The following is a 25,288-nucleotide window of genomic DNA, read 5'->3' as shown; positions in this document are numbered from 1 at the left end:
AAAATGCAGCAAATATAGTGAAGATTGATTTTTTCACTATATTTGCAACCAACCAGGTTTACCCTTTTCTATCATTAATTTCTTAATCACAAGGACACCTTATGACCGACCGCAACCCAAACGAACACATCAATAATCCTGATATCCTCACCGCAGAAGAGCTGATGATTATGAAGCTCATTGATGCTGAAACCACGCCAGGATTCGGCGCATCATTTACCCCAGAAGAAGCTGAGCTTGCCGGGGCGTTCTTTGAGGACGCCTTGACAGAGCAAGACCTCATGGACGCGATAGAGGAGCCGGGTGATGACAACTAAAAGGCCGTTTCATGAAGTCGTTGCCCAGAACCTCATTGAAAAACTAGAACAAGGCACCGCCCCTTGGCAAAAACCATGGCAACCCAGCGCAGAACCACTCCTTCCTCACAACCCCAGTAATGGGCGCCGCTATAAAGGCATTAACACCATCAACCTCATGGCTCAGGGATTCAATGACCCGCGCTGGATGACTTACAACCAAGCTAACGCCGCGAAGGCCCAGGTAATTAAGGGGCAGAAAGGCACTCAGGTGCAATATTGGAAGTTTTCGGAAGAGAAAAACAAAACCGATGACAAGGGTAACGTCGTCAAGGATAGTAAGGGGAAACCCATTAAAATCCATATCGTCCTTGAGCGTCCCAAGGTCTTCTACGCCACGGTGTTTAATGCTCAGCAGATTGAAGGCTTACCCCCACTAGAAATAACCCCACTTACCGAAGAGCGCCAATGGCAAAACATTGAGCGAGCTGAAAAGCTTCTTCAAGCATCAAACGCCATCATTAAACACGACCAAGCGGATAGAGCTTATTACTCTTCAGCAAAAGACAGCATTCACTTGCCGAAAAAAGAGCAATTTGATGAAGCAGGCAAATACTACGCAACGGCGCTGCATGAGCTAGGCCATTGGAGCGGCCATTCTTCTCGCTTGAATCGTGACTTAGGTAATCCATTTGGGAGCGAAGCTTATGCCAAAGAAGAGCTCAGAGCAGAGATTGCATCAATGATGTTAGGGGATGAATTAGGCATAGGTCACGACCCAAGCCAGCACACCTCTTACGTCAAAAGCTGGATTAAGGCGCTCAAAAATGACCCGATAGAAATTTTCAGAGCCGCAAGTGATGCAGAAAAAATCCTAACCATGCTTCTTGGCTTTGAACTGCAACAGGAGCAACAAATGCCTATAGAGCAGACACTCAACGATGAACAGATTCAAAGTTGGCAAACCATTAACAGCACAGCCAATGAACTAGGGTTTAAAGCTGTGCTATCAGCAACGCCCAATGAACCTTGCTCTATTAGCTTTAACAACCGCCAAGGCATTACCGCGCCGGTCAATACCAAGCTGCATGATGATGGCAGCGTGAGTACCCAAAGCGAAACCGAAACTAGCGCTGAGGTGACAACAACGCCAGAGCGAATACAGGATGCGTTATTGATAGCACTGGCGCCCTATCAGCATATAGAGCAAGTCGATGTCATTGAGGCGCCCCAAACCAGCCCACAACGTATGCCACCGGCAACCAGCATCCAAGAGCCCGATAAACCCAAAATTCACCTAGATGTACCTTATAAGGATAAAGACCAGGTGAAAGCTCTGGGAGCAACCTGGGATAAGGCCACCAACCACTGGAGCGTTCCCCAAGGGACTGACTTAACGCCATTTAGTCAGTGGCCAGTCGTCATCCCGTCAACCACTAAACAATATTTAGCGGTTCCCTATGAGCAGCGCAATCAAGCTAAAGCCGCAGGGGCAAAGTGGGATAAAAGCCAAAGCGCATGGTTTATAAACCTCGAACAAGGACAATCAGCGCCTCCAAGTTGCACTCGTTGGCTACCGCAAAACCAGCGCAATATTGAGCAAGAGCCACAACTTGACCCAAGGGAAGAGTTTGCTGAGCGCTTGAAAGATGCAGGCTTTGACGTGTCAGGTGAGCACCCAATTATGGATGGCAAGCGCCACCGCTGCCGAGTGGACTCTGACAAACCCAGCACGTCACACAATGCTGGTGCGGGTATGTACGTTGCCTTCATGGATGCCCACCCGGGAGGTTACGCCATCAATAACCGCACCGGCGAAGAGCTAAAGTGGAAAGCGAAAGGCTACAACCTAAGTCCCGAAGATAGAGCAATAGCTCAAGCCCAGGCGGCGCAGCGCCAGCAAGAGCAGCAAGCCATTAAGGAGCAAACTCAAACCAAAGTCGCGAGCGCCATCAGCCGCCTAGTGGCCGTCAGCCCCCAAGCCACCGGGCAAGAGTCGTATATCACTAAGAAACAAATCATCACCGCCAATTTACTGCGAGTGCCCTCACCTGACGCACTAGCCAATGACCCCGATATTTTGATTGGGAAAACATGGCAAGACAGTAAAGCCCTCAGAGAAGCCAATCCTGACAAACTGGTATTTACCACAGGAGAATTACTCGTGCCGGCTATTGATGAACAGGGCAATATTCGCACCGCCCAAACCATCCAAAGCAATGGCACTAAAATGTTTCCAAGGGGCGGACAAAAAACCGGAACCTTCCACATCGTGGGCGGAGAACTGGAAGATATCGCCAGAATATCAACCATTATTATTGCTGAAGGGCTCGCCACAGCTGACACCATTGCGGAAGCCAGCAAACACCCAGTCATTTCAGCCTTTGATGCTGGTAATGTTATTGAAGTCGCGAAAGAGCTGCACAACAAATACCCCGATAAAACGCTGCTCATTTGTGGTGATGATGACGCTCACCTAGCCTTGACTGAAATCAAAGGCAACGTGGGACACAGTAAAGCCCATGACGCCGCAGAGCTTACTGGCGGTAAAGTGTTACTTCCCGTTTTCGCACCAGGTGAGCAAGACTATCCGTCCCACTTACCACCAATGACACCAGATAAATGGCGAAACCAACATGTTTCGCAGGAAGAAAAGAAAGCCATTGATGATATGAAGCAATTCACTGACTTCAATGACCTCAAAACTAAAAGCAAACTGGGTATTGAAGGGGTTAAACGCCAGCTCTGCGCCATGCTCCATCAAATACACGAGCAGCAACACGTCACCAAAGAGCAACAGCAAGTCCAACAGCAAATCTTGCAACAACCTCAGCAAAAGCCTGCCGGTCACGGCTTAGGTCGCTAAACAGCTAAACCAACTTCTTTTAATACTCTCAACGGTTCCAGCGGGCTGTGGATTCTCTGCACCCGTTGAAAATGTAACGTAATCAAATTAAGGAACACTTTTATGTCAAAAATTCACTTCATTCTTCAGGGCAAAGGCGGCGTGGGTAAATCCCTTATTGCCAGTTTAATCGCACAGTTCTGCATTGAGCATGGCAAAACCCCTCACTGCATAGATACCGACCCAGTTAACCAATCTTTTACCGCTTACGGCGCATTGAACGTCCATCAATTAGATATATTGGTGAATCATGATGTTGACCAATCTAAATTCGACCAATTGATTGAGCTTATCGGTGAGCATCCAGAACAAGATTTTGTGATTGATAACGGCGCCAGTTGCTTTGTGCCGCTATCTCATTATTTGCTGTCGAATGGAACCATCCAAATGCTCATGGATATGGGGCATGACGTAATTATTCATACTGTTGTAACAGGGGGGCAGTCATTGGCCGACACCATTCACGGACTGGATAACCTTGCTGAAAAATATCCAACCGACTGTCAGCTTGTTGTGTGGCTAAATACTTATTGGGGACTCATTGAGCGCGACGGGAAATCATTTGAGCAACTTAAAGTCTATCAAAATCACAAAGAACGCATTAACGGTATTATCACGATAGAGCCGATGCAAAAAGACACCTTCCAACGTGACTTTATCAATATGCTTTCAGCCAAACAGACGTTTGCAGAAGCGGTGATTAACCCTAAGTTATCCATCATGAATCGTCAGCGCCTCACCATGATACGCCGCAAGCTGTTCGAGCAAATGGCAGCGACTAATTGCTTATGAGGTGAATGATGGAAACCAAACGAGCTGAGTTACTGGCCCGCATTGCCGCAGAGCATAAAATCATTATGGATAATGATGACCCACTAATGGCCATGCTGACACTGTTTGAATATGCCATCGAGCACACCGAAGACAGGCAGCAACGCCAGCACAAACAAGTAGAGCAACACATGGAAGCAACGCTTGGCCGACTAGACCAAGCCATGCTTGCAAAGCTCGCACATTGGGAAGACACCGCAGTCAGAAAATCAGGCCGTATCATTGACGTTGGATTGGAACAACACCAAAAACAATTGAACGAGCAAAAACAGCAGTTTTTCACTGAGCTTGAGAAAAAGTTAGCTAGCCAGCAAGCGCTATCGAACGCAGCCGCAGAAAAACTGCAATTTGCTGCGATAACCAATCTAATGGCCGTAGTAGTTGCCGCTGGATTAGTGGCCGCAGCCATCATATTGGTCTAGTCAGAGCCAATAATAGCAAATTCAACTTAATATACTGCTTAATTAGCGACCTATATCACAGTGCAAATGAAAACAAATTGCCACCCAAAAAGACTCAGTTATTGTAGGGTTATCTACTACGCGTGACTTGTATTCGTTTTGACAAGTTTGCGGTTACACGCGCGCAGCAGGTGCTAAACATTAACTATGTTCTATCCGTTATAAAAGTGCGTCAAAGCCCTACTCAGGATGATAAGGGCTTTATTTACGACCTAGCGATCAATCCCCCGAGACCGACTCACTTTCCCTTGCTGATTTATGTTGATCGGGTCGCCAATCTTCAAACGCTTCACATCACTCTTTATCGGCAACACCGACACTATGCCTGGGGCCGTTTCGACCAGTAACAGTGACTCACCATCAATCCGCCTAACACCTGCAAAACGCCCTTTCACCGCGCCAGTTAATGGCTCATGTATCGCAATATCCATCCCCTGCTCACGCTTACTTAATCGCTCTTCAATGTATTTTTCAGCAGCCATAAGCTGCGTAGTGCTTAGTCTTGCCCCAAAAATTCCCCATCGCAATGCGTCAACAACTGCTCTGGGTCGTTGCTGCTCCACGTCACCAGGTACATTACCCGACAATAGCATTGCACCTTTTCCTTTGAAGCTTGCCACACCGAGTTGGGACAAGTCTCGCAAACCGTTACGCCTTGAGGGCGGCGGCTCTCGTCCAACGCTTCCAAGGTTGGGCTTGCGTTGAAGTTCTGAGGATGCCCGCTCATTCCCTCGTCTATTGCTGTCGTATCGGGTAACGGTTCGTCTAGGCTCATCATGGCCTCTTCCAATAACTCCTCGTCCGTCTTTTCGTGTGTTGTCATGATTACGTTCCTCTAGCTGCTGCCGGTATTGCTCTGCATCACCGGTGAATTGAATATCGAGTCGAGACTTGATGGCCATGTTAACGACGCGACGCTTAAACGCGTCTGTACCATCAACAGTAATGACGTTGCCATAACGCGCTTGCGCCAACGTAAGAGCGTTAATTAGGTTGGCTGTGGTGACTTTAGATGGCAACACTATCGCGTTAGCGACTTCCCTCACCCCTGAGCGCTTATCAATCACACTGCCTTTTTTGGTGATACTATCGGCGCCAGCCAATACCGTGCTATTAGGCGTTAAGCCGGCGCGGCCAGATAATCGGTTGCTTTGCTGATAGCGGTGAGGCTGCCGAGCTTGCAGGGCCCGAAGCGCTTCACTATCGCCTTGTTGCGCTTGCTGCTTTAACCAGTCCGCCCAAGTTAATTGTCGACTCTCTTTGTAGACCTGCTTTTTAGCCATAGCAGCGGTTTGCTGGATTTTTTGCTGCTGTCGCTTCACAGAGTCAAAATGATGCTTATACAAGAGCTTGCGAGTAATGACGTTGGTTTCTTGGCTAATAGCAAATCGTTTGAGCTTGCTAGCTAACCCCAGCGCGGTTAATTTACGGCTTTTATCTGTTACCACCAAAGCCAATGCCTGGCTAACGGCCTGTTCACTCTGTGATGCTTGCTGCTGATAGCAGCGATAGAGCGTGGTGGTGTCAACTTTCAATTCAATAGGTTGTTTACGATAACGCCGATTATCTTCAGGAGTGCTTTGCGCCTTCTGACCATCGGTTTTAGCAGGGACAAACTCACCTAAGCGCTTTTCAAGCGCTGGCTTTGATAGCTCACGACTAACAGAGCTAGCCTTGATGCTCACATCAATATCTGAGGTAATGACCAGCCCATTCGCTCGCTCTTGCAAACGCAAGCCATGCTCATGCAACACCTGATGAACCTCATTCCAGGATTGCGCTTGCTTTAATGCTTCACCGCACTGCTCGCGTGTCCAACTGATTAAACTTTTCTGGCCGCTGTGAGCTTCCATATCATTGGCACGAGATTGGCCGCTACGCGCATGAGAAATATGGTTATCCTTCTCAAGTCCATATTTATCCTCTAGCCGGTCACAAGTCTCACCCAACACCCGATAATCACCAAACGGCTCAACCATAGTGAGCTTTTTGGGATGAATTTTATTGATAGCAACATGAATATGCAGGTTATCAGTGTCACGATGAACAGCACTTATTCGTTGGTGCTCACCAAAACCAATCGCCTCACACAGCTCCGCTTCTATCTTTGAAAGCGTGTCATCATCAAGGGTTTCACCCTCTCTAAAACTCACCAATAAGTGATAAGTCTTATCTCCCTTGGCCCGCGTGTTTTGCTGCTGCGTAGCCAATACTTCAGCAATCGCCGCATCAACACCTGCCGCATGGCAATGGGTCGAGCGCACTAAGCTAACCCGGTGCTCTTTGCCCTGTTCATCACTGATGTAATCAACCAAACGATGAAAGCTACTTTTCGCAGAGCCCTTCTTGGCAACGTGTTTCGCTATCACAGCGATTTTCTCGGGCGCATGACGTTAGACATGATTTGCGATAACGACTCTTGGTTGGCTTCTATCTTTTCCAGCAAATGCACCACAGTGCTTCGCTTAAATGCCGCCGTTCTGGCGTCATCGGTTAACCACAATTTTAGCAAGCCACCCATGCGCCCCAGGTCTCCATTTATCCGCGCCATTTCACGAACTTGCTCAGCATCTACCACACCGGAAACTTCATAACCTTGACCCACCGCCAACAGAAAAGCAGAGGCACTTTTGCCAGTTCGTGCCGCATTGTTTTCTATCCTGGCCTTTTCTTCTGGCAGGCAGTAGACCGTAATTCTCGGGCTTATTTTTCGAGTCGTTGCCTTACTTGCTTCAGTCATTTCATTCCTTGTTTTTCATTGACGGTAGTCAATAGCCTCGCAGAGCAGGAGACGTTGAGCACGCAGTGCGAATAAGGCCAAAGTGAAGAACATTGTAACCGCTTGCGTGTACATGTACTTCACCTATCCTGCCTGTAATTAACGTTTTATCCAATGTTGGTTTGTATTGCTCGGAATCTTAGCCGACTTTAGTTTGAATTTAAATCAAATTTGGTTTTGTTTTGTATTTGCTATAGCATGATTTGAGTTTTGGGTTACTGCTGTTTAATTAGACTTGAGTTGAATTTGATAATGAATGACATGCTTTATAAGGAATTAATACAAAACAATGTACAACCTCGTAATTTACTCCCAGAGTTTTTAGCCCTGAAAGACGAAATCATCTATGCAATGAGCAGAGGTTTTTCAAGAAAAGACATTTGGAAAAGACTCAACGCCACAGATAGGTTTAGGGGTTGCTACCTGACGTTTTGCAACTATGTAACTAGACATATTGTTGCAACAAGTGAACAGAGTCGATCCATTACATCGACAGGAACTACAGCGGCAGAAGTGATAGTTGCGAAATCTCTACCGACGAAGACCATACCAATCAAACCCAATAATAAACCTACAACCACAGGTTTTGATTGGTCGCCTAATTACAATGAAGACGATCTGTTTTAGCTGAAGCCTTAATCTTAAAGCTCTGTTAGTTGCTCGTGAATGGCATAAACCTTGTTAAGAGTTTCTAAGCAACTATGAAAGTTCTGCTGTTTGACGTCGCAGAGCTCATAAGCCATCGTTGTAGAATAGCCTTTGACCAAATGCATTTTTAAGGCATCAATTTTATTCACACTAACAATGCGGGTGAGAGCTAAAAGAAGCTCTATCTTAGCTTCAGACTCTCGACCTTGTATCAATCTCGACACGAAACCAACATTACTTAACTAATGTGACTTGATGGTGCCAAGCAAAGAGCAATTAGCACAAAGTAAAACATTAGCCTTTGTTCTCATATAACCCCACCGCATCTTATCCATAAGTCATCGGGGAGGGTTAACGGCGAAATGACTAATAGTGGACGGCGTAGCCACCCAGCCTTTGGCTTTTTAGTTTGGCGTTTGTTGTTGCTCGATGTATTGCCGAATCATAGCAAGTGGCGCACAGCCACAACTCCCAGCAAAGTAACTGGGCGACCAGTGTGCTATCAACACAATGGCAAATGACCCAGTGTTGATTACCCCCCTAAAAGGTGTACAATGTACACATCAAGAGTGGCGTAAGGATTTTAATTAGTGAGCCATGCTATTGAGTTTGTCGAAACCTCGATCTTTACAAAACAGATCAAGGAACTTGCAACAGACGACGAATTAAAGGATTTGCAAGCAGAGCTTATTGCTCAGCCTGATAAAGGCGATATTATCAAAGGTACAGGTGGCCTACGAAAGGTGAGAATGGCTGTAGGCAACAAAGGAAAGAGTGGCAGTATACGAGTGCTCTATGTCCTTGCTCTGGCCGATAAAATTTACCTAGTTTTCGCTTATCCAAAAGCAGTTAAAGATAGCCTAACCGCGGAAGAAAAGGTCAAATTAAAACTAATCGTTCAATCACTTAAAGGAGAGAGCAAATGAGTATATTTAACGAACTTCAAACCTCCCTTGAAGAAGCGGTAGAAATTCACCATGGTCTCAAAAAGCCCGCTCGAGTAACTCGTTATGAAGTTGCCGACGTTAAGTCAATCCGTGAAGAACTGCTTAAAGTGACGCAGGCCGAATTTGCTGCCACGATGGGTGTCAGTGTTGACACTGTTAAAAGTTGGGAAGGTAAGCGCCGCAACCCGGCAGGATTAGCAGCTAAAGTGCTTGCTACTATTCAGCAAGATCCAAAAATCTACGCAGTCCTTGCCGCTCACTAAAATTATCCAAAGGCCCTTCTTGGACCTTTGGATTTTCCCCATCTGAATCAGACTTGTCTAGTCTGATTCGCGTCCTGAAGATGATCATTTTTAATGAAATTTTGGCTAACCAATTTTTCCCCATTTCCGAGTTAGTAAAGTGATATCTAGCTAACCTCAACATTAGTACATTGAGCCAATTTTAGTAATACGACAGAGTACCTACAGTTTTCAGGCCGTACCAGTATGGGGCTGACTCAAAAAAAATTAACGGCAAACAATGAAAAACTAGTGAATAAAATAATGAGTAATACGAGCATAGTTACAAATGTCATCACTAAAAACCTTCATCCATGAACATAGACACACAAAACCACAGCGTCGCTGTTGCAACCACCCTACATTACACCCAAAATACCCACAAAGGAATAGGGCGCGAAGGACTGAATTTCCTTCAGAACTAATACGATAATTGATGATTGTATTTTCGACTACGCAGGCATTATTCGAGTTATCTGTCGATGTGTGTACAGTATTGCTTATTGATCGACAGATACAACATTATTGGCAATTTTCGCTGAAATTAAGAACCGCTCAACCGCTTCAAATAACAACCCTTGTGAATAGGGATACCATGCTTCATTAGCAATCCCCTCAAGCCCGAGTCCACAGAAATGAAAAAAATTCATTTTGGTTAAGACAATAATTGCTTTGCGTTAGGGATTGGCAAGCAGGAGTGATTAGCCGCTGCTGCAACTTGTTGCGCTTTGCACCGGCTAATTATTATCGCGAGGCGCGAAGCGCAAAGCCCGCCCAAAGGGAACGCCCAGTTCGAGCAATGATGATGGCCATGATTCTATTCATTGAAATTGCAGATCTGCAATTTCAATGACCGATGAAATGACTAACGGCTTTCACGGATTAGGAGAAAAATCCGGCTCACAGCTTTGAAAAAGTTACGTTTTCAAATCAGTGAGCGACGAACGGGCGGCGAAGCGGCTGCTTTAACTCGCTTTGGCCGCTACTTTTAAATATGAATGGTTTGCTGAATACTGATCTGAATACTGGCACCACAAGCAGAAGCATAGCGATCTAAAGTACCAAGGCTCGCTTTATCTGCACGATTTTCAAGCTTTGAGACTGTGGCAGGGGTAACGCCCATTTTTGCCGCGACTTGGGCGCTATTCATCCCAGCAGACTTACGCATCTGAGCCAAAAGCGCCTTTAATTCATCTTTGCGTTGTTCAGCCAGGTATGCTTCGAGCACTTCGGGATCTCTGAATGCTTTAGCTTTCAGCTCAGCGAATGAAACACCTTTTACTTTAATGCTCATAATAATTGCTCCAATCTGGATAACGCCAGCCCAATCTCTGACGAGGGCGTTTTAGCGGTTTTCTTAACAAATGTCCGTAAAATATAGATTTTTTTGCCTTTACTAAATGCAAAAAAGGTACGGCTAATATCTTTTCCCCCAGCCCTCAACTCAAACAATCCATCCCGAATAGGTTTAGTGTCTGGATAGCGGAGTTGATGCCCTTCAGCTTCGAGCTTTGTTAAACCGTGTAACACCTTAGCTTTCATGGCACCTTTTAATGCCAAGATTTCAGCTTCGGCCTCTGGATGAAAAATCAGTTCAAACATTTAAAACTCCCTGTTGATGTAAATATTATAACACCAACAAGAGTTAGCCTATAGTAAAACATTAGCCTATAGGCTAATGTTTTACTATAACAAAATCACACTCGCAAAGTATCAAAAATCACTGTGCCATTATTGTATTGTGTTTTACCCGTTTTTTCGTCAACGCAAAATCCACCACCATTATGAGTAATATAAAATTTCTGAGTCCTCGACAACTCCGATGACACAACCAAAAACGCTGGCAGTTTTTCAGGTATATATAGAGTACCGTTAAGGTAAGCGGTTAATAAACCAGTGACGTGTTATTCCACGTCACTCAGATCCACATTCCATGGCATAAGATCCGAGATATCATCGGCCAGTGAACGTTTTGGCAACTCGGTGAACAGATGCCGGAAGTAATAGTAGGGGTTGATATCATTCGCCCGACACGTCATTACCAAGCTATATAAATTCGCACTGGCTTTTGCCCCGCCCACTGAAGTCGAGAACATCCAGTTCTTTCTGCCCGTAGTGAACGGCCTGATATCACGCTCCGTCACATTGTTGTCGATGCTGATGTGGCCATCCTCTAAGTAGGTCTGCAATTTAGGCCACTGATTGATGGCGTAAGTGATGGCCTTGCCTAAGGCCCCTTTAGGTAATACCTGCTGGCTATCCAGCCACTGTTTAAAGTCATTTAGAATTGGCAGGCTTTCTTGCATCCTCAGTTGTTGGCGCGCGTCGGCTGATAAGTTCTTCGCTTTGTGCTCTACGGCGTACAGTTTGCCTATGAAGCTCAGGGCTTTTTCTGGTTTACCTGCTTTCTTGCTTGGTGAGGCTTTTTGGGCATCAATAAATTTGCGCCGAACATGCGCCATACAAGCGGCTTGGGTGACACCTTCGAGGGTATCGTAGGCGCTGTAGCCATCTGACAGCAAATAACCCTGGTAATCGCCGAGAAAATCGCGCGCACAGGCACCAGCGCGGCTTGGATGGTAGTCGTAAATTACCACCGGATTGTCAGTAAATTCACCACTGCGATACACCCACATATAGGATTTCGATGGTGCTTGTCGGTCTTGTTCCCTCAGCACTTGTACTGTGGTTTCATCGGCGCAGATGAGCCTTTCGGTTAACAACTGTGCTTTCATCGCATCGATGATGATTTGCACGTTACTGCCGAGCTGCACACACCAGTTAGCTAAGGTGGCGCGGCTGATATCGATGCCAGAGCGGTTCAAAATATCCACCTGACGGTACAGCGGTAGCGCATCCACATACTTAGCGGTGACCACCGCGGCGAAAGCTTCTGGGCTGCCAAGGCTTTTGGGGATCATGCTCGCGGGTTTGGGGGCTGTGATAACTTTGCTGGTTTCCGCGGTCTGCTCACACTGACGGCAAGCATACTTAGTACGCTCATGGCGAATGACACTCACTCGTTGCGGCAAGATTTTCAGCGTTTCACTGACTTCTTTGCCGCACTCGTGTAAGGGCGCATCACAACAGTCACAATACGGGGCATTTAAGGTGTGGCGTTGGACTTCACGATCAAGGTTGGCAGGCAGTGGCTTTCGACCTGTTTTAGCGCGCTCGGCAGCGGGCTTAGGCAAGGCATTCTGCTGCTCAGCTTCGTTGAAGGTCCCTTTGGCGATTTTTTCACTTTGCGCCGCAAAGCGTTTGGATTTGCTGAGGTTGAGTTGTTCAACCAGTAATTGAACTTGTGTTTTCAGGGCGGCGACTTCTTCCTCTTTAGCTTGCAACAACACCTCTTTAGCTTGCAGCAACGCATCTTTAGCCTGCAGTAGGGCTTTGAGTTGTGCGATATCATTGGGGAAGTCGGTCATTGGCCATCATCTTACTGTGTTGAATGGCGCCCAGTGTGACGGTTAAAAAGGATCGTTCAAGCGCAAATGAGCGTTCAGTGTCATGCGTCACACTTCCAGACCATTGAGGGGCTGATGGGCTTTACTGTTCTCCAGTGATAGGCCTGAGAGCAGCCAGTGAAGCTGAGGTTTGCTGATGGTGATGACGCCTTGGGGATTAGGACGTGGCCACTTGAAGGTGCCTTTTTCCAAACGACGATAGTAAAGCCAAAAGCCATTAGTATCCCAGAACAGTATTTTGAGCTTATCACGCCCACGATTACAAAAGATAAACCAGGCTTCGCTGAACGGATCCATCTCCAATTGCTCGGCGACAATGAGCGCTAGGCCGTCGATGGACTTGCGCATATCGGTCACGCCAGAAACTAGAAAGACCTTGCCGGAAGGTGTCATTGCAACGCATCCACCCAGCGCTTGATTTGAGTTGTGTTCAGCGCAGCGGGCAACTCAGCCCTAATACCATTAGTAAAAAAGAGCACCACTGACTCGGAGGATGAGTGAGATTGCTCGTTGAAAACGATAGGCTGTAAGGTTTGTACGGTATCGGTTGAATGCAACCGCTTAGACCAATAAAAGAAGGTCTGATAACTAATGCCGTTGGCTTGGCAAAACTGCTTAATGGATAACTGACTTTGCTGTTGTTGCTCAATGACTGCTGCCCAATGAGCGCGCTTTTGTGCTTGGTTCATAGCACCTCCGATGAAAAAGGTACTATGTCAGAACGTTAGAATTATTAGTATGTGGGGTTTATTAACCGCTTACCCGTTAAGAACAAAATCATCTGGCCAATGACCATCCAAATATAAATCCATTAAGGTCTCGTTAATTTGTGATAGATCACCATAACATTCACCAGCAGTAGTGATATTCACCTGCTCACCAACGACCTGAATAATCGCCTCAACACCGTTAGAAGGGCAACTTAACGCTTCACCGACAAAATCTAAATCATCGGCAATAAACACATAATGACAGCCATTCATAACAAATTTAACGTATAAATAATTGTCCTTTAAATCTTCTACAACAAAACCAGCTTGGCCTTGATGCACACCTGAGTTAACAACGACAAATGCATTCTGGTATGCTGGTTCTTCATCTTGAAGATAGCAATCTGCTCCAAGATTAAGGCTGCGACAAAGTGCATGTTCAGCCTCCATAAGCCCTAAGTTACACAAATCATCGACAATCCTGTTTTTGCTATCAACGATTCTATATCGTTGCAAGGCTTTCAATATATCGAGCTTGGGAGAGCCTGCTTGAGTCTTGAGACTAACTGTTGATTGACTGGTATTAGTGTGAGTTGCTTGTGCTGGGAGTGAGTTAGTCATGGCTTGTTTTCCTGTGTGTTTGAATATCGATCTCGTCTTCGCCTGACTTCCTGATCTCACTCCATCGTTCTGATTTTCAAGGGCGCGAAGCGGCGCAGCTTCCCTTGAAAATCAGGTTGTGGCGTGAGACAGATTAGAAGTCAAAGCAGGGCGTGATTGGTATTCGCTTTGCACAGGAAAGCCATGACTTGCGAAGGACAAGCGCGAGCTTACTCACACTTAACCAGGCAAGGGGCTGTTAGTGCTTTAGTCTTTGGCTTTTGCGTTAGGGATTGGCAAGCAGGAATGATTAGTCTGTGCTGCAACTTGTTGCGCTTTGCACCGGCTAATTATTATCGCGGGGCGCGAAGCGCAAAGCCCGCCCGAAGGGAACGCCCAGCTCAATCTATTTTGACGGATTTAGTGACAGCCCCAACTCATAACCTTGAAAAAGTTACGTTATCAAAAGGAGATAGGGTATACACGATGCACCAGAGAACAACGAGAGGGCGGCGAAGCCGCTGCGTTAACACGCTTTGGCCGAAACTGACGGGAGAGTAGAAACAAAAACAGCCCTAAAAAGGGCTGTATTAAATGCGAAACCAATAATTATTGCGGTGGCAATCTATCTACAAGAAAGGCCGTAGCTGCCGCCACGGTAACGATCATTGTAAACGCAGTCGCAAGCATCCAATTTTTCAGGGAATCAATTTTACTATCAGTTCGAGTGGCAACGCGCTCAATTTTGGCATCTAACTCACCAGCAACGCGCTCAATTTTGGCATCTAACTCACCAGCGACGCGCTCAATTTTGGCACCAAGCTCACTAGCAACCCGATCAATCTTAGCATCCAACTCACCAGCAACACGCTCAACCTTAGTGTCTAAACGCTCAATTTTAGTATCCAGCTCACGCCTTACGTTGTCTAACTGCTCTTGCGTAGCAGCATGACCAACGATATTAATCAGTTGTTCTGCTGTGAGTGTAATTTGATTAGTTTGATTTGCGTTCATTTTATCACCTGTCAGTATTAAAGTTATTGTATTGTGTTTACATGAATTTGTCGTTTAAATTTTCAGGCGCCCTGTCAACGCCTGTTCACTCGGTTAAATTTCTGAACTTCCGACCCACATTTCACCTAGAAACACGTCCCAGCAATGCGGACTAAATTCGTAACAGTCTATTGCTTTCAACGCTTCAATCGTCCATCCACAAGCAGGGGCGCTGAAAACTTTCATTACCTCACCGTCACGCTTAATGATGAAATCAGCGTGTGTACAAATCTGTCTCGTTAACGGACTCAGCTCGTAGCACAAGGCCATGATTTACAAAGCTTGCCGACATATCGAGCTTGGGAGAGCCTGCTTGTGTCTTGAGGCTAACAGTAGATTGACTGGTATTAGTGTGAGTTGCTTGTGCTGGGAGTGAGTTAGTCATGGCTTGTTTTCCTGTGTGGTTGAATATCGATCTCGTCTTCGCCTGACTTCCTGATCTCACTCCATCGTTCTGATTTTCAAGGGCGCGAAGCGGCGCAGCTTCCCTTGAAAATCAGGTTGTGGCGTGAGACAGATTAGAAGTCAAAGTGGGGGCGTGATTGGTATTCGCTTTGCACAGGAAAGCCATGACTGGCGAAGGACAAGCGCGAGCTTACTCACACTTAACCAGGCAAGGGGCTGTTAGTGCTTTAGTCTTTGGCTTTTGCGTTAGGGATTGGCAAGCAGGAATGATTAGCCTGTGCTTGCAACTTGTTGCGCTTTGCACCGGCTAATTATTATCGCGGGGCGCGAAGCGCAAAGCCCGCCCGAAGGGAACGCCCCGTTCAAGCCTCGATGACGGATTGAGTAACAGCCCCAACTCACAATCTTGAAAAAGTTACGTTATCAAAAGGGGATAGGATATACACGATGCACCAGTGAGCAATCAGAGGGCGGCGCAGCCGCTGCTTGTCATCACCATGAAGGGATCACCGTAAGACGCCTAACGCTTAAATATTGCGATAATTCAAAAAAGCAGGCATGTTACCAGCGAAATTTTTATTAACTGGATATAAAGCAATGACAAAGACAGAACTTGTAGCAAAAATCGCTGCCAACAGTGACATCACTAAGAAAGAAGCTGATGCTGCATTAAAAACCCTTATCGCAACGATTACTGAAACCCTAAAGACTGATGAAGAAGTAGCGCTCGTTGGCTTTGGCACCTTTAAATCAACCATGCGCGCCGAGCGTGTAGGACGTAATCCTCAAACAGGTGAACCTATGACCTTTGCAGCCAAACGCTCGCCTAGCTTCAAGGCTGGTAAAACGCTGAAAGAAGCCATGAATGCTTAATATCACAAGAAAAGCGTCTCTAATGACGCTCTTCTTCTCTTAGCTACACGCATTTTTGTGCTTAGCATAGTGTTATTTGCCGTTAATTAACGTGATAAGCAAACAAGTATAATCTCAAGGCTTACTCGCTAACACCGCTGTGCGCTTGAAATTTAGCGCTAACTTTTTATACTCCCTGACCACGTTTATATTAAAGAAAACCATTTATGACCGATTTCCTTAGAAAGTTAACGAATTTCCGCAAGTTCAAATCCGAAGTCAAAACGTTAACCCTGCCAGAGCTCTACGCCGTTCAAAAACAGTTAACCGCCATCATGGACGCCAGAGAACAAGAACAAGCAGAAGCGGAAATTCATAATGCTGAACGAAACGCTCGCCTCAATGCCATTAAAAAGCAAATGGCTGAATTAGGATTAACCCCAGCAGATCTAGGCACTGTTTCAGTCGCAACAACCAAGAAGCCACGCCAGCGTAGACCGCCGAAATATCAGATTGAAGTGAATGGCGACATGATCACCTGGACAGGCCAAGGCCGCACACCCAAGGTATTTCAACGGGAACTGGATGAAGGTTTTGAATTAAGTGATTTTCTTATCATAGTGTAACCTTATATCGGCCAAGCTAATTGACGTGCTATACCGCGCCCGATTTCGCCCCGCTTTTCACATCTATTTTTAACTATTTCGTTATGATTACCCTGAATTACGGCAATTTTTTTAGCACGTTGGCATTCTTGCATATCCACAGGGAATTGTTTGTCCCAAGCTACCATTAATTGCCGCTGCGATTTACTCATAGAATAATTTGAGTAAGCCTTATCCATATACAAATATGAGCGGGCAATTCGCCCCCTAGAGGCTTCTGGCGGTTGCGCCTTGCGACCTTCAATACGCATATCGCACGAGCCGAAATCGGATTTTTCAGAGGGTAGCAGGGTAAAGTTGTAGTTACTGCGTAGCGCGTTCACCGCGCCAATGGCAGGAAATAGATTGTGCAAATCAGCCTGCATATACCGATACGAGATATTCATTTTTTCAGCGCATTTACGGCCTTTAAACGACTTTCCCTTACTATCAACACACTGGGCATGGCCATCACGCCATTCACTAAAGGCTTTGCCAAAATTTTCGGCGGGTACCACGTGTTCCCACTCAATTTTTTTAGCTCTAGCAACATGCGTAGAAGTAGCAAATCCAGCAGGTGCTATAACATTACCTTTTGCATCAAACGCGGCTCCCTGATGGATCCCCTCATAAATCGGCCATAGCATAGCCATATTTGAGTAACTGATTGGCGAATAATACCCACGCCGCCAGCAATTCTTTCTCCGTGATTTGATAATCAGGCCGCCTGAGTACCTCCAATCCCAAGCGAATCGTTGAGAATACCGTTCGATGCCCAATGGTATTGGCCTGAAAATGCTTATCCCAGCCCTGTTGCTGTGCATGTAAACCAACTAGCCACAACAGGCATTGAACCATTAACGCAATCAGTAGGATGATGTCGAATCGCTCTGGACTGTTGGTACGACTTTGGCGTAAGCCAAAGCCGTATGCCGGGCTTTTGAGGTCACGAAAGGTTTCTTCAATTTGCATACGTTTGGCGTACAGGTTTACCAGCTGTTTTGGGCTCCGAGATCCTGGTGGTAAGTTGCTGGCTAACACCCAAGGTTCTCTCGCCGCTGTTGAGTACGTTTTTGCTGATGGATGGTGGCAATTCGTCCTGGTTGAACGCTGATTTGTACGGCCCTTAGGTTTGCTACGATACAGCGTGAGATGGCAATTGATAGGGTTAGTTTTGGTCAAGGTCTTACAACCCAGGCTCTTCGCTTGACCGTTGGCCAAATCATGTGTACTGCGCACTGCACGCCAATTTTCGGCACCAATATCTGCAAATTGAACTGTACCGCGAATACGGCTTAGCCAAAACCAACCATGTGCCTCAACCTCTTTGTACCAAGGCACTTTGAACCCCGCGTCAGTCACGATGAGAGGGGTAACATGCAAAGGTAAAATCTTGGCTAAGTCCGCTAAAAAACCGTTGTGGGCGGCCTTAGAGCATTGTTCTGATAGGGGATAGGATTTCTCATATAGGGTAATAGAGCGGCCATTGAAGGCTATTGAGGCGCGCAGGGCCATGATGCGTTTATGCTCTCGGATATCTGACCAATCGACGAGCACAATCGGCATAGGGTTACCAGAACAGATAAGGCTGGCATGCCATTGGTAGACCGCTAACCGCTCTTGATGCAGATGCGTGTTGCCGAGCAAACGATCAATGCGCTTGATGTTGTGCTTGGTTCGGGCCGTGGTTGGTAAATTTCGACCTAACTCGGTCAAGGTCAGCGTCTTGCATTCAATCAGTGCCTTAGAGGCCAGCATCAAACTGTTTAATCGTTTTAGGTGAAGTTCTGGGCAGAATTGGTGTAACGAATGTTGTAGGATATTGGCTTCGCGCATCTTGTTGTCCAAGTGTAGTTTTTGGCGAAACCATTTGATCATGCAACAAGATGCGCTTCCACCCTAATTTGATGATTTATTTGTAAATTATCAGGGGATTCCTCAGTGTCAAGTGTCAAGTGTCAAGTGATGCGTTTCACGCAATTGATGCACAATATCAGCAACATTATTTTTTTTTGTTTGGATAGGTAGTTTTAATAACTCTATAATATTATTACTATTAATTATGCCACAAAGTTCGTTGTTATCAATAACCAACAAAACGCGACTTGATAAGGTATTTAATGTTAGTAGTACATCTTCGATGGTAGATGTTATTAATTCTTTTTTTGTTATAGCAAAGAGATTTTCTCTACACAACATAACATCGCCCACTGTAAGTGATAATGGTGTCACGGTTTTATTAAGCATCCTCAAAATTCGTTCTGGAGCCAGCTCAGCATAGCTAACAACGCCTTCCCAATGACCTAATGAGTTAGTAACGAGAAATTCGATGCCAAAAGCTGTTATCAAATATTTTCTTGCATCTGCAATAGACATTTCTTTAGGCAAAGAGCAAAGATGGTGATTATCAATTTTCTGCATAATTGCTATTGCAGACGATTCTAGATTTAAATTTTGATGTCCAATAGTAAGTTCTAATGAACTACTATCAAAGTATCTTAACATTTTCATAAAAGACTCTCCGTGTGCAACTGAAATGCTTTAAGTTGTACTCAATATATAAGGCGCGGGTATACAACTAAGGGGCTACGAAACATCAACATTCCATCGAAATTGGCAGCCTTACCTCGCTTAATGAAACATACCAACATTTTAAGATAAAATTAACTTTATTTTACTTAATTGTGGAGCGAAATCGTTTTTTTTCAAGTTGGTTACCACTCTTTACTTAAATATTCAGTTGCATTTCTAACGCCTTCTATTAATGCTTTATCTGGGTTTAGTGATCTGATCCAATACTTTTGGACACCACGCTAAGTGAGTAAAATGACTTAACGAGGTGAATATGACAATCAAAAAACCCCGCAAGACCCACACTGCTGAATTTAAAACTGAAGCCCTGAAACTAGCCGAACGTGTCGGTGTTGCTGAAGCTGCTAGGCAGCTCAAAATCTACGGATCACAACTTTATAACTGGCGCTCTGCCATTGAGAAGAAATCGACAACTAGCCAGCGCGAAGCCGAGCTTGCTGCTGAAGTTGCCAAGTTAAAACGCCTGTTAGCCGACCAAGCTCGGTGTTTTTCAAGATAGTTGTCGCTCTTTGCTTAAATATTAAGCTGCATTTATTACGCCTTCTATTGGTGCTTTATCTGGGTTTAGGGTCACGGCTCCAACCGCCTCACAATTTCTCACGTCTTTAGACCAGCGCGTCGGTCTTCTTGCCTTTGCCGCTTCAAGCACTTCCTTACGCTTGGCTAAAATCGCGTTATCTAGCTGAGCATGACGTTGTCCTGGTGAGACAAAATTGAATTACACACACTTAATATCTGTTGTCGCTCATGTGCTTCGAGTTTATTTGTCGGTTCTGGTCGAGCCGCTATTGGTCTTAAATCGGCTTGCACTTGGCCTGCTCGATACCAACGTCGATAAGTGCGTTTACTGAGTCCAGTTTCAGCACAAGCCTTGTAAAGGCGAGCACCATTGATATACGCCTCTTGAATTAAGGCAATCAATTCTATGCGCTCAGGCAAGGGAGTTAGCTCTCCTCGCTGTCGTCCCCCCAGAGCGCATTGAGCTTTTTTCTGAGCACCAGTAACGCAGCAGCTTCAGCCAGCGCTTTCTCCTTGTAGCGCAATTCTCGTTGCAATGATTTGATTTCGGCTCTGTCAGCCTTGGCCTGCTGTTTAATGGTTTTGGTTTGTACTTCTGAGGTTTGAAAACCAGCTAAACAATCCTGTTTCCACTGCTGTACTTGTTCGCGAAACAAGCCTTTTTCACGGCAATACTGACTTAACTCGGCTTCCGATAGCGGGGCTGTTTCAATGAGTACCGCAAACTTAGCTTCAGCTGACCAGTCATCAGTTGTTAATGTTTTACCTGGCACGGGGCGACCTTCTTTTCTGGCAATATCCCGCCAATGATACAAGGTTTGCACCGCAATGCCTTCTTCCCGAGCAACCTCTGCGACCGTTAAATTGTGAGGCGGTAATAATTTTTTAAGGATCGCCTCTTTACGTTCTGGTGAATACCGAGCCATATCGTTCTCTTTTGCCGCACCCTGTCTTTAAAAATAATGATTATTTAAGGGTGACAACAATCCTGACACAGGGGGGAGGCTTCTATTCGTTGGGGCTTTTACACGCCTGGCAACAGGCTCAACCTAACAGCCACTGGCTGCTGCCGTTGAAGAAAGGCACACAATATGAAGTGGTCCGCTCTTTAGGAAAACACGACCAATTGGTGCAGTTAACCACCACACCTCAAGCCAGAAAGAAGTGGCCTATACTGCCTATCCTGACACAGGGGGAGCTTTAGGCGAAACTGGTGCTGGTGTTCGAGCATAAATTCGAATCGTTCTACTTTTGATTCTTCGCGAAGTAGGTGGCTGCCTTTTTTAGGATGGCTAAATCCTCAGCTTGGTCGGCTAGCAGGCGTTTTAACTTGGCAACTTCAGCAGCAAGCTCGGCTTCGCGCTGGCTAGTTGTCGATTTCTTCTCAATGGCAGAGCGCCAGTTATAAAGTTGTGATTCGTAGATTTTGAGCTGCCTGGCAGCTTCAGCAACACCGACACGTTCGGCTAGTTTCAGGGCTTCAGCTTTAAATTCAGCAGTGTGGGTCTTGCGGGGCTTTTTGATTGTCATATTCACCTCGTTAAGTCATTTTACTCACTTAACGTGGTGTCAAAAAGTATTGGATCAGATCAGTTTAATCCCGCCCTGCTATTTTCGACTTGATAATAAGTTATTATTTTTATAAATTTTATCATGATACATCAACTTGTCGGCTTCTTTCAGCATGTCCTCAATTGATTTGTGTTTTAGAGGTTCATAATTGACAACCCCAGAAGAAAACTCTATGCAATAAGGCAAACAATCTAAATGACTACGTAGTTTTAGTGATGAGGTCAATCGTTTTATTAATGCTTTAATCTGTTCAATATTTGCATTTATTAACAACGCTACAAATTCATCGCCACCAAATCTAGCACAAACATCAGAAGTCCTGAATGACTTTTTCATTTCATCAGCAAAAATTTTTAGAGCTCTATCACCTTCAGCATGCCCATATTTATCATTAATTTCTTTAAATTTGTCTAGATCAAAAAAAATGATTGTTGCTGAAAGTGATTCCCTAGAGAAAATACCTAAACAATGTCGTGTTAACATAAAAAAGCCTCGACGATTTGATATTTTCGTCAATTCATCAGACATGGTGAGCTGAATTGACATCATTTCACGCTCTATCATATCAGCCAGATTAACTAGCATAGCAATATCTTCACTATTAAAATCTCTAGGGACTATATCAATTATACAAACAGTACCTAAAATTTGTCCGCTTAAAGTTCTTAGAGGTTGACCAGCATAAAATCTAATATACGGCTCACCAACAACCAAAGGATTATTAATAAATCTATCATCTTTCATTGTATCTTTAACTATGAAAGTATCTTCTTTCAGAATAGCATGACTACAGAAAGAAATTCTTCGTTCTGTTTCATTAACATCTAAACCTAATTTAGACTTAAACCACTGTCGATTTTCATCTACGAAAGAAACAAGGGCAATTGGAACATCAAATAAACGTTTAGCCATGCGAGTAACACAATCAAATCGTTCTTCAGGAGGAGTGTCAAGAATAGATAAATCATGTAATTGTTTTAAACGAATTTTCTCATTTATAGGTTTTTTAGATGATTTCATATCACGCTCCAATTGATATTACTCCTTCTATATCATATGTAGTATAAACGATAGTTTCTATGTAATCTACCAACGCTGTTGGTTTAATGTTATACATTAAAGACTCTGTTGTAATCTTTGATGTACTTCACTGCCAGCGAGAAACGTTTCAATGATAAGGCCTGATACTTGTAGACACTTAAGTTAGGCTGCAGAGTTAACAAAGTATTTAAGGTTTCAAAATACTTTTTCTAATCTGATAGAAATGAGCCTGTGAATCTGTCTGCCCCAGACTGATTCACGCCAGGCACAACCGCGCCCGATTTCGCCCCGCTTTTTCCTTCCAGCGGGGCTTTTTTTGCCTTACCATGAATCAAATCTCAAGAGAACTGATTCGCGCCTCATTTAAAGACGCTTTTCTACTGTTGAATCTAGAGTTTATTGCGCGACAATTACCCTGACCAGTTCAGGATCAACACATCATATTCTTGCACTTGATCATCTATTTTGGTTCTATGCTGAACCCCTAGAAATTCCATCAAGGCTTATAATCCAACACTTTTTTGTACAGCCCTTTTGATAAATTCATTCGTGCTAGTCGATGCTTGAAATGCAGCGATAGACGCAGCTAAATGTAAGTCATGTCCTAACCTAACATTAAGCGATCCCTTACAAGGCTTTTCTGGTTGAATGTCTTGTTGTGCGCAATCAACAAGATAGGCGTTAATTGCCTCTTGAAATGCTTGCTCTAACCCTTTGGCTGTTTCAGCCTCATAGTTGATCAACGGTGAAATGAATAATACTTGCCCAAACAGAATATTATCGCCAGGGCAAATTTCTACAGAGCCGTGATACCCCTTATATGTCATTGAATTTTGCATCATAGTTTCCCCCATTCGGTTAATTTGTCTCTGACTTGGCGTAATGCGTAAGCCTTTAATTCATTTCTAGGGTGCGGTTTATGCAGGTTAATTAACTCTTTCGGAATGCCATTATCAAACTTAACCCTTGAACCATCGCCTTCTACTTGTTGATAACCTAGCATTTTTAACGCACCAGCTAATTCATGCCAAGTTAGTGTTTTGGACGACTTGAGTTTTGCTAATAATTTATCCGTTTTCGTCATGATACCTCCTGCTATATAGGAGGTCATTATACCAAACCAACAGAACGCATCGCAACTATATATAGTCGCGCCACATGTGTTCTGCCATACCGAATAGTTTCAGCAGTTTTATTATTTTGAGCCGTTGAGGGCTATTTTCTGGCGAACTATCAAAGTGGTGAAATTGACCAATTATTGAGAACTGGTTTTTTGTGTTTTTGGCAGAGGTTTAGTGGTGATTTTGAGGCGTTCGGCACTGATATTGAATGAGTGGCAAAGTCGTTATGCGCACAATATTCATAATGGTAAATCGATCATCAAAAGCGAAAATTTCGCCTTGTCTTGTAAAGACAAAAATAAAAGAACTTATTGAGCGCAGAGCGCAACCCATTAGGCAGCACAAACGCTAACCAGACTGATTGCGGTAAAGCTGGGGGCAGATCTTTTCTGTCCCTAGCTTTTCCACATGAGGGCAATCACAAGACTTGAATTTGAAATTGTAACTTAATCATTTTTCTTAATCGCTGAAACAGTAAACGTCACTTGCTGAGGTTTGTCTTTGAGTGAACGTAAAAACACTGGGGCTGATACAGCGTCATTGTAATTTTTATCTACCAACTCACATTCATCTAGGTGCCGAATGAGAGCTGCTATCACATCGTGATATTTTTCAGGCACTCGCGTAACAACCGTTTTTTCATATTTAGTTTTGCGACCAGCACCAGTACGAGCGCCGCCATGTTTATTTTTAACCTCAGTCATATCCCCCCCTTGATTAAGTTACAAATTCAAGTTAAACATGAAAAAGTTACAAAATCAACTATCTAAGGTGTTCATTCTTTCAAATTGGGCAAAGATGCCTTGCCAGTATTGTTGTTTGTTAATCAAAGATAAAGTCATAAGTACCTCTTAAAGTTTGAGGCTTTTTGGCAAAAGCGCAATGCTATTGGAATGTGGGTTAATTAGGCGCTTACTAATAGGCTACACAATAAATTCTTAGCGCATAAAAAACCCGTCACGAAGACGGGAAAAATTTTACTTTTTGTTGGTGTCATCTTTACGTGTATTACCAATATTGATATCGCCGACAGTGATTTTCACACCACCTGCTGCAACAATAATGGATATAACAAGAATGACCAATTCAAAAATAGACATTGGTATTTTGCTCCAAACAAGGAGCCGTGGTTCCATTTGCTTCTGGTCAACACATGAAACAAGACGCATCAAATTAGGAGATCTGACACATCAACACGACTAAGGTTCATGGACTTGTTCTAAGACCAGATGCTGGGTACCACCCCAGAGAACAAGAGCATAAAGGGCAGAACATAGTCCCACCCTAAGCATTTATACTGTACATAAATGATTAGGGTGCCTTTATCGTGTCCAGCAGATAAACCTAGCAGACGTGATTAATTATATGATTTTTTGGTTCAATAAAGTACAACTTTTTAAAATTTGGACACAAAAAAACCGCCATAGGCGGTTTTTTGTAGCCCTTTAAGGCTAGTAGCTTCTAGAAATTTCGCTGGTACAAAATTTCTCACATGCTGATGTGTCAGATCTCCTGCGGTAACTATATGACAACCTCGTCAATATAGCAATACTGCGTTTTTGTG

26 protein-coding genes and 5 pseudogenes are annotated in these 25,288 nt (G+C 44.6%); 11 read left to right on the top strand and 20 right to left on the bottom strand.

The features are described 5' to 3' along the window. Positions 1 to 101 precede the first annotated feature (101 nt). The 4 genes from FJQ87_RS18525 (at position 102) to FJQ87_RS18510 (ending at position 4,454) form a co-directional block, all read left to right on the top strand. A complete protein-coding gene (locus tag FJQ87_RS18525) occupies positions 102 to 317 on the top strand; it encodes a hypothetical protein (protein ID WP_140934248.1) in 216 nt (71 codons plus the stop codon). Further along, positions 307 to 3,162 carry a zincin-like metallopeptidase domain-containing protein gene (locus tag FJQ87_RS18520; RefSeq protein WP_140934247.1) on the top strand — a complete coding sequence of 952 codons (2,856 nt, stop codon included), beginning with the start codon at positions 307 to 309 and terminating at the stop codon, positions 3,160 to 3,162. Before FJQ87_RS18525 ends, FJQ87_RS18520 begins: the two co-directional genes overlap by 11 nt. Positions 3,163 to 3,264: 102 nt before the next feature. Further along, a complete protein-coding gene (locus tag FJQ87_RS18515) occupies positions 3,265 to 3,993 on the top strand; it encodes a conjugal transfer protein TraL (protein ID WP_140934246.1) in 729 nt (242 codons plus the stop codon). Between the two features lie 5 nt (positions 3,994 to 3,998). Further along, a complete protein-coding gene (locus FJQ87_RS18510; protein WP_140934245.1) occupies positions 3,999 to 4,454 on the top strand; it encodes a hypothetical protein in 456 nt (151 codons plus the stop codon). Positions 4,455 to 4,705: 251 nt separating this feature from the next. Here FJQ87_RS18510 and traI read toward each other — a convergent pair whose 3' ends face one another. Further along, complete coding sequence (traI, locus tag FJQ87_RS18505; protein WP_140934244.1) at positions 4,706 to 6,862, bottom strand: TraI/MobA(P) family conjugative relaxase; 2,157 nt, start codon at positions 6,860 to 6,862, stop codon at positions 4,706 to 4,708. Then, positions 6,859 to 7,233: a conjugal transfer transcriptional regulator TraJ gene (traJ, locus tag FJQ87_RS18500; RefSeq protein WP_140934243.1), complete on the bottom strand. Its 375-nt coding sequence runs from the start codon at positions 7,231 to 7,233 to the stop codon at positions 6,859 to 6,861. Before traJ ends, traI begins: the two co-directional genes overlap by 4 nt. A 291-nt stretch (positions 7,234 to 7,524) precedes the next feature. Here traJ and FJQ87_RS18495 point away from each other — a divergent pair, with 291 nt between their 5' ends. Next, positions 7,525 to 7,899 (top strand): TraK family protein, encoded by a 375-nt coding sequence (locus FJQ87_RS18495; RefSeq protein WP_140934242.1) that lies wholly within the window; start codon positions 7,525 to 7,527, stop codon positions 7,897 to 7,899. 425 nt (positions 7,900 to 8,324) lie between these two features. Here the strand turns inward: FJQ87_RS18495 and FJQ87_RS18485 are convergent. Beyond that, positions 8,325 to 8,414, bottom strand: a pseudogene (locus tag FJQ87_RS18485) (transposase); the annotation flags it as partial. Between the two features lie 96 nt (positions 8,415 to 8,510). Here FJQ87_RS18485 and FJQ87_RS18480 point away from each other — a divergent pair. Together FJQ87_RS18480 and nadS are read left to right on the top strand one after the other, a co-directional pair. Beyond that, positions 8,511 to 8,846 (top strand): type II toxin-antitoxin system RelE/ParE family toxin, encoded by a 336-nt coding sequence (locus tag FJQ87_RS18480; RefSeq protein ID WP_140934240.1) that lies wholly within the window; start codon positions 8,511 to 8,513, stop codon positions 8,844 to 8,846. Then, a complete protein-coding gene (gene nadS / locus FJQ87_RS18475; protein ID WP_140934239.1) occupies positions 8,843 to 9,130 on the top strand; it encodes a NadS family protein in 288 nt (95 codons plus the stop codon). Before FJQ87_RS18480 ends, nadS begins: the two co-directional genes overlap by 4 nt. Positions 9,131 to 10,136: 1,006 nt before the next feature. Here nadS and FJQ87_RS18470 read toward each other — a convergent pair. The 7 genes from FJQ87_RS18470 to FJQ87_RS18440 all read right to left on the bottom strand — a co-directional run bounded on the left by FJQ87_RS18470 (position 10,137) and on the right by FJQ87_RS18440 (position 14,939). Then, positions 10,137 to 10,442: a helix-turn-helix transcriptional regulator gene (locus tag FJQ87_RS18470; RefSeq protein WP_240778952.1), complete on the bottom strand. Its 306-nt coding sequence runs from the start codon at positions 10,440 to 10,442 to the stop codon at positions 10,137 to 10,139. Beyond that, entirely contained in the window at positions 10,439 to 10,750 is a 312-nt protein-coding gene (locus FJQ87_RS18465; RefSeq protein WP_140934238.1) for a type II toxin-antitoxin system RelE/ParE family toxin, read from the bottom strand. Before FJQ87_RS18465 ends, FJQ87_RS18470 begins: the two co-directional genes overlap by 4 nt. A gap of 302 nt (positions 10,751 to 11,052) precedes the next feature. Then, a complete protein-coding gene (locus tag FJQ87_RS18460; RefSeq protein ID WP_140934237.1) occupies positions 11,053 to 12,576 on the bottom strand; it encodes an IS66 family transposase in 1,524 nt (507 codons plus the stop codon). An 87-nt stretch (positions 12,577 to 12,663) separates the two neighbouring features. Then, on the bottom strand, positions 12,664 to 13,008 hold the full coding sequence (gene tnpB, locus FJQ87_RS18455) for an IS66 family insertion sequence element accessory protein TnpB (protein WP_140934236.1): 345 nt from the start codon (positions 13,006 to 13,008) through the stop codon (positions 12,664 to 12,666). Beyond that, the gene (locus FJQ87_RS18450; protein ID WP_140934235.1) at positions 13,005 to 13,304 is read right to left on the bottom strand and encodes a helix-turn-helix domain-containing protein; all 300 of its coding nucleotides are present in this window, start codon (positions 13,302 to 13,304) and stop codon (positions 13,005 to 13,007) included. Before FJQ87_RS18450 ends, tnpB begins: the two co-directional genes overlap by 4 nt. Before the next feature lie 69 nt (positions 13,305 to 13,373). Next, a complete protein-coding gene (locus tag FJQ87_RS18445; RefSeq protein ID WP_140934234.1) occupies positions 13,374 to 13,946 on the bottom strand; it encodes a hypothetical protein in 573 nt (190 codons plus the stop codon). Positions 13,947 to 14,534: 588 nt separating this feature from the next. After that, positions 14,535 to 14,939 (bottom strand): DUF1640 domain-containing protein, encoded by a 405-nt coding sequence (locus FJQ87_RS18440; RefSeq protein ID WP_140934233.1) that lies wholly within the window; start codon positions 14,937 to 14,939, stop codon positions 14,535 to 14,537. A gap of 1,002 nt (positions 14,940 to 15,941) precedes the next feature. Between FJQ87_RS18440 and FJQ87_RS18435 the strand changes: the two genes are divergently transcribed. Together FJQ87_RS18435 and FJQ87_RS18430 are read left to right on the top strand one after the other, a co-directional pair. Continuing rightward, complete coding sequence (locus tag FJQ87_RS18435; protein WP_346763956.1) at positions 15,942 to 16,256, top strand: HU family DNA-binding protein; 315 nt, start codon at positions 15,942 to 15,944, stop codon at positions 16,254 to 16,256. Positions 16,257 to 16,462: 206 nt separating this feature from the next. Continuing rightward, positions 16,463 to 16,861, top strand: a complete 399-nt coding sequence (locus FJQ87_RS18430) for an H-NS histone family protein (RefSeq protein WP_140934232.1) — start codon at positions 16,463 to 16,465, stop codon at positions 16,859 to 16,861. Positions 16,862 to 16,863: 2 nt separating this feature from the next. On the opposite strand, the gene FJQ87_RS18425 is transcribed toward FJQ87_RS18430, so the two are convergent. The 3 genes from FJQ87_RS18425 to FJQ87_RS18415 all read right to left on the bottom strand — a co-directional run bounded on the left by FJQ87_RS18425 (position 16,864) and on the right by FJQ87_RS18415 (position 19,390). Further along, positions 16,864 to 17,526, bottom strand: coding sequence for an endonuclease (locus FJQ87_RS18425; protein ID WP_240778956.1), 663 nt, complete (start codon positions 17,524 to 17,526; stop codon positions 16,864 to 16,866). After that, positions 17,507 to 18,715 (bottom strand): IS4-like element IS10A family transposase, encoded by a 1,209-nt coding sequence (locus tag FJQ87_RS18420; protein WP_206194413.1) that lies wholly within the window; start codon positions 18,713 to 18,715, stop codon positions 17,507 to 17,509. The genes FJQ87_RS18425 and FJQ87_RS18420 overlap by 20 nt, the downstream gene beginning before the upstream one ends. 108 nt (positions 18,716 to 18,823) lie before the next feature. Further along, complete coding sequence (locus FJQ87_RS18415) at positions 18,824 to 19,390, bottom strand: hypothetical protein (protein ID WP_140934229.1); 567 nt, start codon at positions 19,388 to 19,390, stop codon at positions 18,824 to 18,826. A 334-nt stretch (positions 19,391 to 19,724) separates the two neighbouring features. Between FJQ87_RS18415 and FJQ87_RS18410 the strand changes: the two are divergent. Next, positions 19,725 to 19,952 (top strand): annotated as a pseudogene (locus FJQ87_RS18410) (transposase); the annotation flags it as partial. Between the two features lie 39 nt (positions 19,953 to 19,991). Here the strand turns inward: FJQ87_RS18410 and FJQ87_RS18405 are convergent. Next, positions 19,992 to 20,916 (bottom strand): annotated as a pseudogene (locus tag FJQ87_RS18405) (transposase). Positions 20,917 to 20,993: 77 nt separating this feature from the next. Between FJQ87_RS18405 and FJQ87_RS18400 the strand changes: the two are divergent. Next, a pseudogene (locus FJQ87_RS18400) lies at positions 20,994 to 21,170 on the top strand (IS4 family transposase); the annotation flags it as partial. Between the two features lie 33 nt (positions 21,171 to 21,203). Here the strand turns inward: FJQ87_RS18400 and FJQ87_RS18395 are convergent. The 6 genes and pseudogenes from FJQ87_RS18395 to FJQ87_RS19010 form a co-directional block, all read right to left on the bottom strand. Beyond that, positions 21,204 to 21,520 (bottom strand): annotated as a pseudogene (locus tag FJQ87_RS18395) (transposase); the annotation flags it as partial. A 78-nt stretch (positions 21,521 to 21,598) separates the two neighbouring features. Then, positions 21,599 to 22,582 carry a sensor domain-containing diguanylate cyclase gene (locus FJQ87_RS18390; protein ID WP_140934228.1) on the bottom strand — a complete coding sequence of 328 codons (984 nt, stop codon included), beginning with the start codon at positions 22,580 to 22,582 and terminating at the stop codon, positions 21,599 to 21,601. Between the two features lie 524 nt (positions 22,583 to 23,106). Then, a complete protein-coding gene (locus FJQ87_RS18385) occupies positions 23,107 to 23,445 on the bottom strand; it encodes a type II toxin-antitoxin system HicB family antitoxin (RefSeq protein ID WP_240778955.1) in 339 nt (112 codons plus the stop codon). Then, the gene (locus tag FJQ87_RS18380) at positions 23,442 to 23,687 is read right to left on the bottom strand and encodes a type II toxin-antitoxin system HicA family toxin (protein ID WP_140934227.1); all 246 of its coding nucleotides are present in this window, start codon (positions 23,685 to 23,687) and stop codon (positions 23,442 to 23,444) included. Before FJQ87_RS18380 ends, FJQ87_RS18385 begins: the two co-directional genes overlap by 4 nt. Positions 23,688 to 24,170: 483 nt before the next feature. After that, entirely contained in the window at positions 24,171 to 24,428 is a 258-nt protein-coding gene (locus FJQ87_RS18375) for a hypothetical protein (protein ID WP_140934226.1), read from the bottom strand. A gap of 273 nt (positions 24,429 to 24,701) precedes the next feature. After that, a complete protein-coding gene (locus tag FJQ87_RS19010) occupies positions 24,702 to 24,824 on the bottom strand; it encodes a hypothetical protein (protein WP_276613173.1) in 123 nt (40 codons plus the stop codon). Positions 24,825 to 25,288 lie beyond the last annotated feature (464 nt).

It is taken from the genome of Shewanella sp. SNU WT4, from assembly GCF_006494715.1.
In the GTDB taxonomy this organism is placed as follows: domain Bacteria; phylum Pseudomonadota; class Gammaproteobacteria; order Enterobacterales; family Shewanellaceae; genus Shewanella.
Note: the sequence above shows the minus strand (reverse complement) of the source record. Positions and strands in the feature narration are given on the sequence as shown.

Bases quoted from the DNA above. Each gene is read 5' to 3' on its own strand.
- FJQ87_RS18525 (WP_140934248.1), top strand. From the start codon at position 102: ATGACCGACCGCAACCCAAACGAACACATCAATAATCCTGATATCCTC.
- FJQ87_RS18520 (WP_140934247.1), top strand. From the start codon at position 307: ATGACAACTAAAAGGCCGTTTCATGAAGTCGTTGCCCAGAACCTCATT.
- FJQ87_RS18515 (WP_140934246.1), top strand. From the start codon at position 3,265: ATGTCAAAAATTCACTTCATTCTTCAGGGCAAAGGCGGCGTGGGTAAA.
- FJQ87_RS18510 (WP_140934245.1), top strand. From the start codon at position 3,999: ATGATGGAAACCAAACGAGCTGAGTTACTGGCCCGCATTGCCGCAGAG.
- traJ (WP_140934243.1), bottom strand. From the start codon at position 7,233: ATGACTGAAGCAAGTAAGGCAACGACTCGAAAAATAAGCCCGAGAATT.
- FJQ87_RS18495 (WP_140934242.1), top strand. From the start codon at position 7,525: ATGAATGACATGCTTTATAAGGAATTAATACAAAACAATGTACAACCT.
- nadS (WP_140934239.1), top strand. From the start codon at position 8,843: ATGAGTATATTTAACGAACTTCAAACCTCCCTTGAAGAAGCGGTAGAA.
- FJQ87_RS18470 (WP_240778952.1), bottom strand. From the start codon at position 10,442: ATGAGCATTAAAGTAAAAGGTGTTTCATTCGCTGAGCTGAAAGCTAAA.
- FJQ87_RS18465 (WP_140934238.1), bottom strand. From the start codon at position 10,750: ATGTTTGAACTGATTTTTCATCCAGAGGCCGAAGCTGAAATCTTGGCA.
- FJQ87_RS18460 (WP_140934237.1), bottom strand. From the start codon at position 12,576: ATGACCGACTTCCCCAATGATATCGCACAACTCAAAGCCCTACTGCAG.
- tnpB (WP_140934236.1), bottom strand. From the start codon at position 13,008: ATGACACCTTCCGGCAAGGTCTTTCTAGTTTCTGGCGTGACCGATATG.
- FJQ87_RS18450 (WP_140934235.1), bottom strand. From the start codon at position 13,304: ATGAACCAAGCACAAAAGCGCGCTCATTGGGCAGCAGTCATTGAGCAA.
- FJQ87_RS18445 (WP_140934234.1), bottom strand. From the start codon at position 13,946: ATGACTAACTCACTCCCAGCACAAGCAACTCACACTAATACCAGTCAA.
- FJQ87_RS18440 (WP_140934233.1), bottom strand. From the start codon at position 14,939: ATGAACGCAAATCAAACTAATCAAATTACACTCACAGCAGAACAACTG.
- FJQ87_RS18435 (WP_346763956.1), top strand. From the start codon at position 15,942: ATGTTACCAGCGAAATTTTTATTAACTGGATATAAAGCAATGACAAAG.
- FJQ87_RS18430 (WP_140934232.1), top strand. From the start codon at position 16,463: ATGACCGATTTCCTTAGAAAGTTAACGAATTTCCGCAAGTTCAAATCC.
- FJQ87_RS18425 (WP_240778956.1), bottom strand. From the start codon at position 17,526: ATGCTATGGCCGATTTATGAGGGGATCCATCAGGGAGCCGCGTTTGAT.
- FJQ87_RS18420 (WP_206194413.1), bottom strand. From the start codon at position 18,715: ATGCGCGAAGCCAATATCCTACAACATTCGTTACACCAATTCTGCCCA.
- FJQ87_RS18415 (WP_140934229.1), bottom strand. From the start codon at position 19,390: ATGAAAATGTTAAGATACTTTGATAGTAGTTCATTAGAACTTACTATT.
- FJQ87_RS18390 (WP_140934228.1), bottom strand. From the start codon at position 22,582: ATGAAATCATCTAAAAAACCTATAAATGAGAAAATTCGTTTAAAACAA.
- FJQ87_RS18385 (WP_240778955.1), bottom strand. From the start codon at position 23,445: ATGATGCAAAATTCAATGACATATAAGGGGTATCACGGCTCTGTAGAA.
- FJQ87_RS18380 (WP_140934227.1), bottom strand. From the start codon at position 23,687: ATGACGAAAACGGATAAATTATTAGCAAAACTCAAGTCGTCCAAAACA.
- FJQ87_RS18375 (WP_140934226.1), bottom strand. From the start codon at position 24,428: ATGACTGAGGTTAAAAATAAACATGGCGGCGCTCGTACTGGTGCTGGT.
- FJQ87_RS19010 (WP_276613173.1), bottom strand. From the start codon at position 24,824: ATGTCTATTTTTGAATTGGTCATTCTTGTTATATCCATTATTGTTGCA.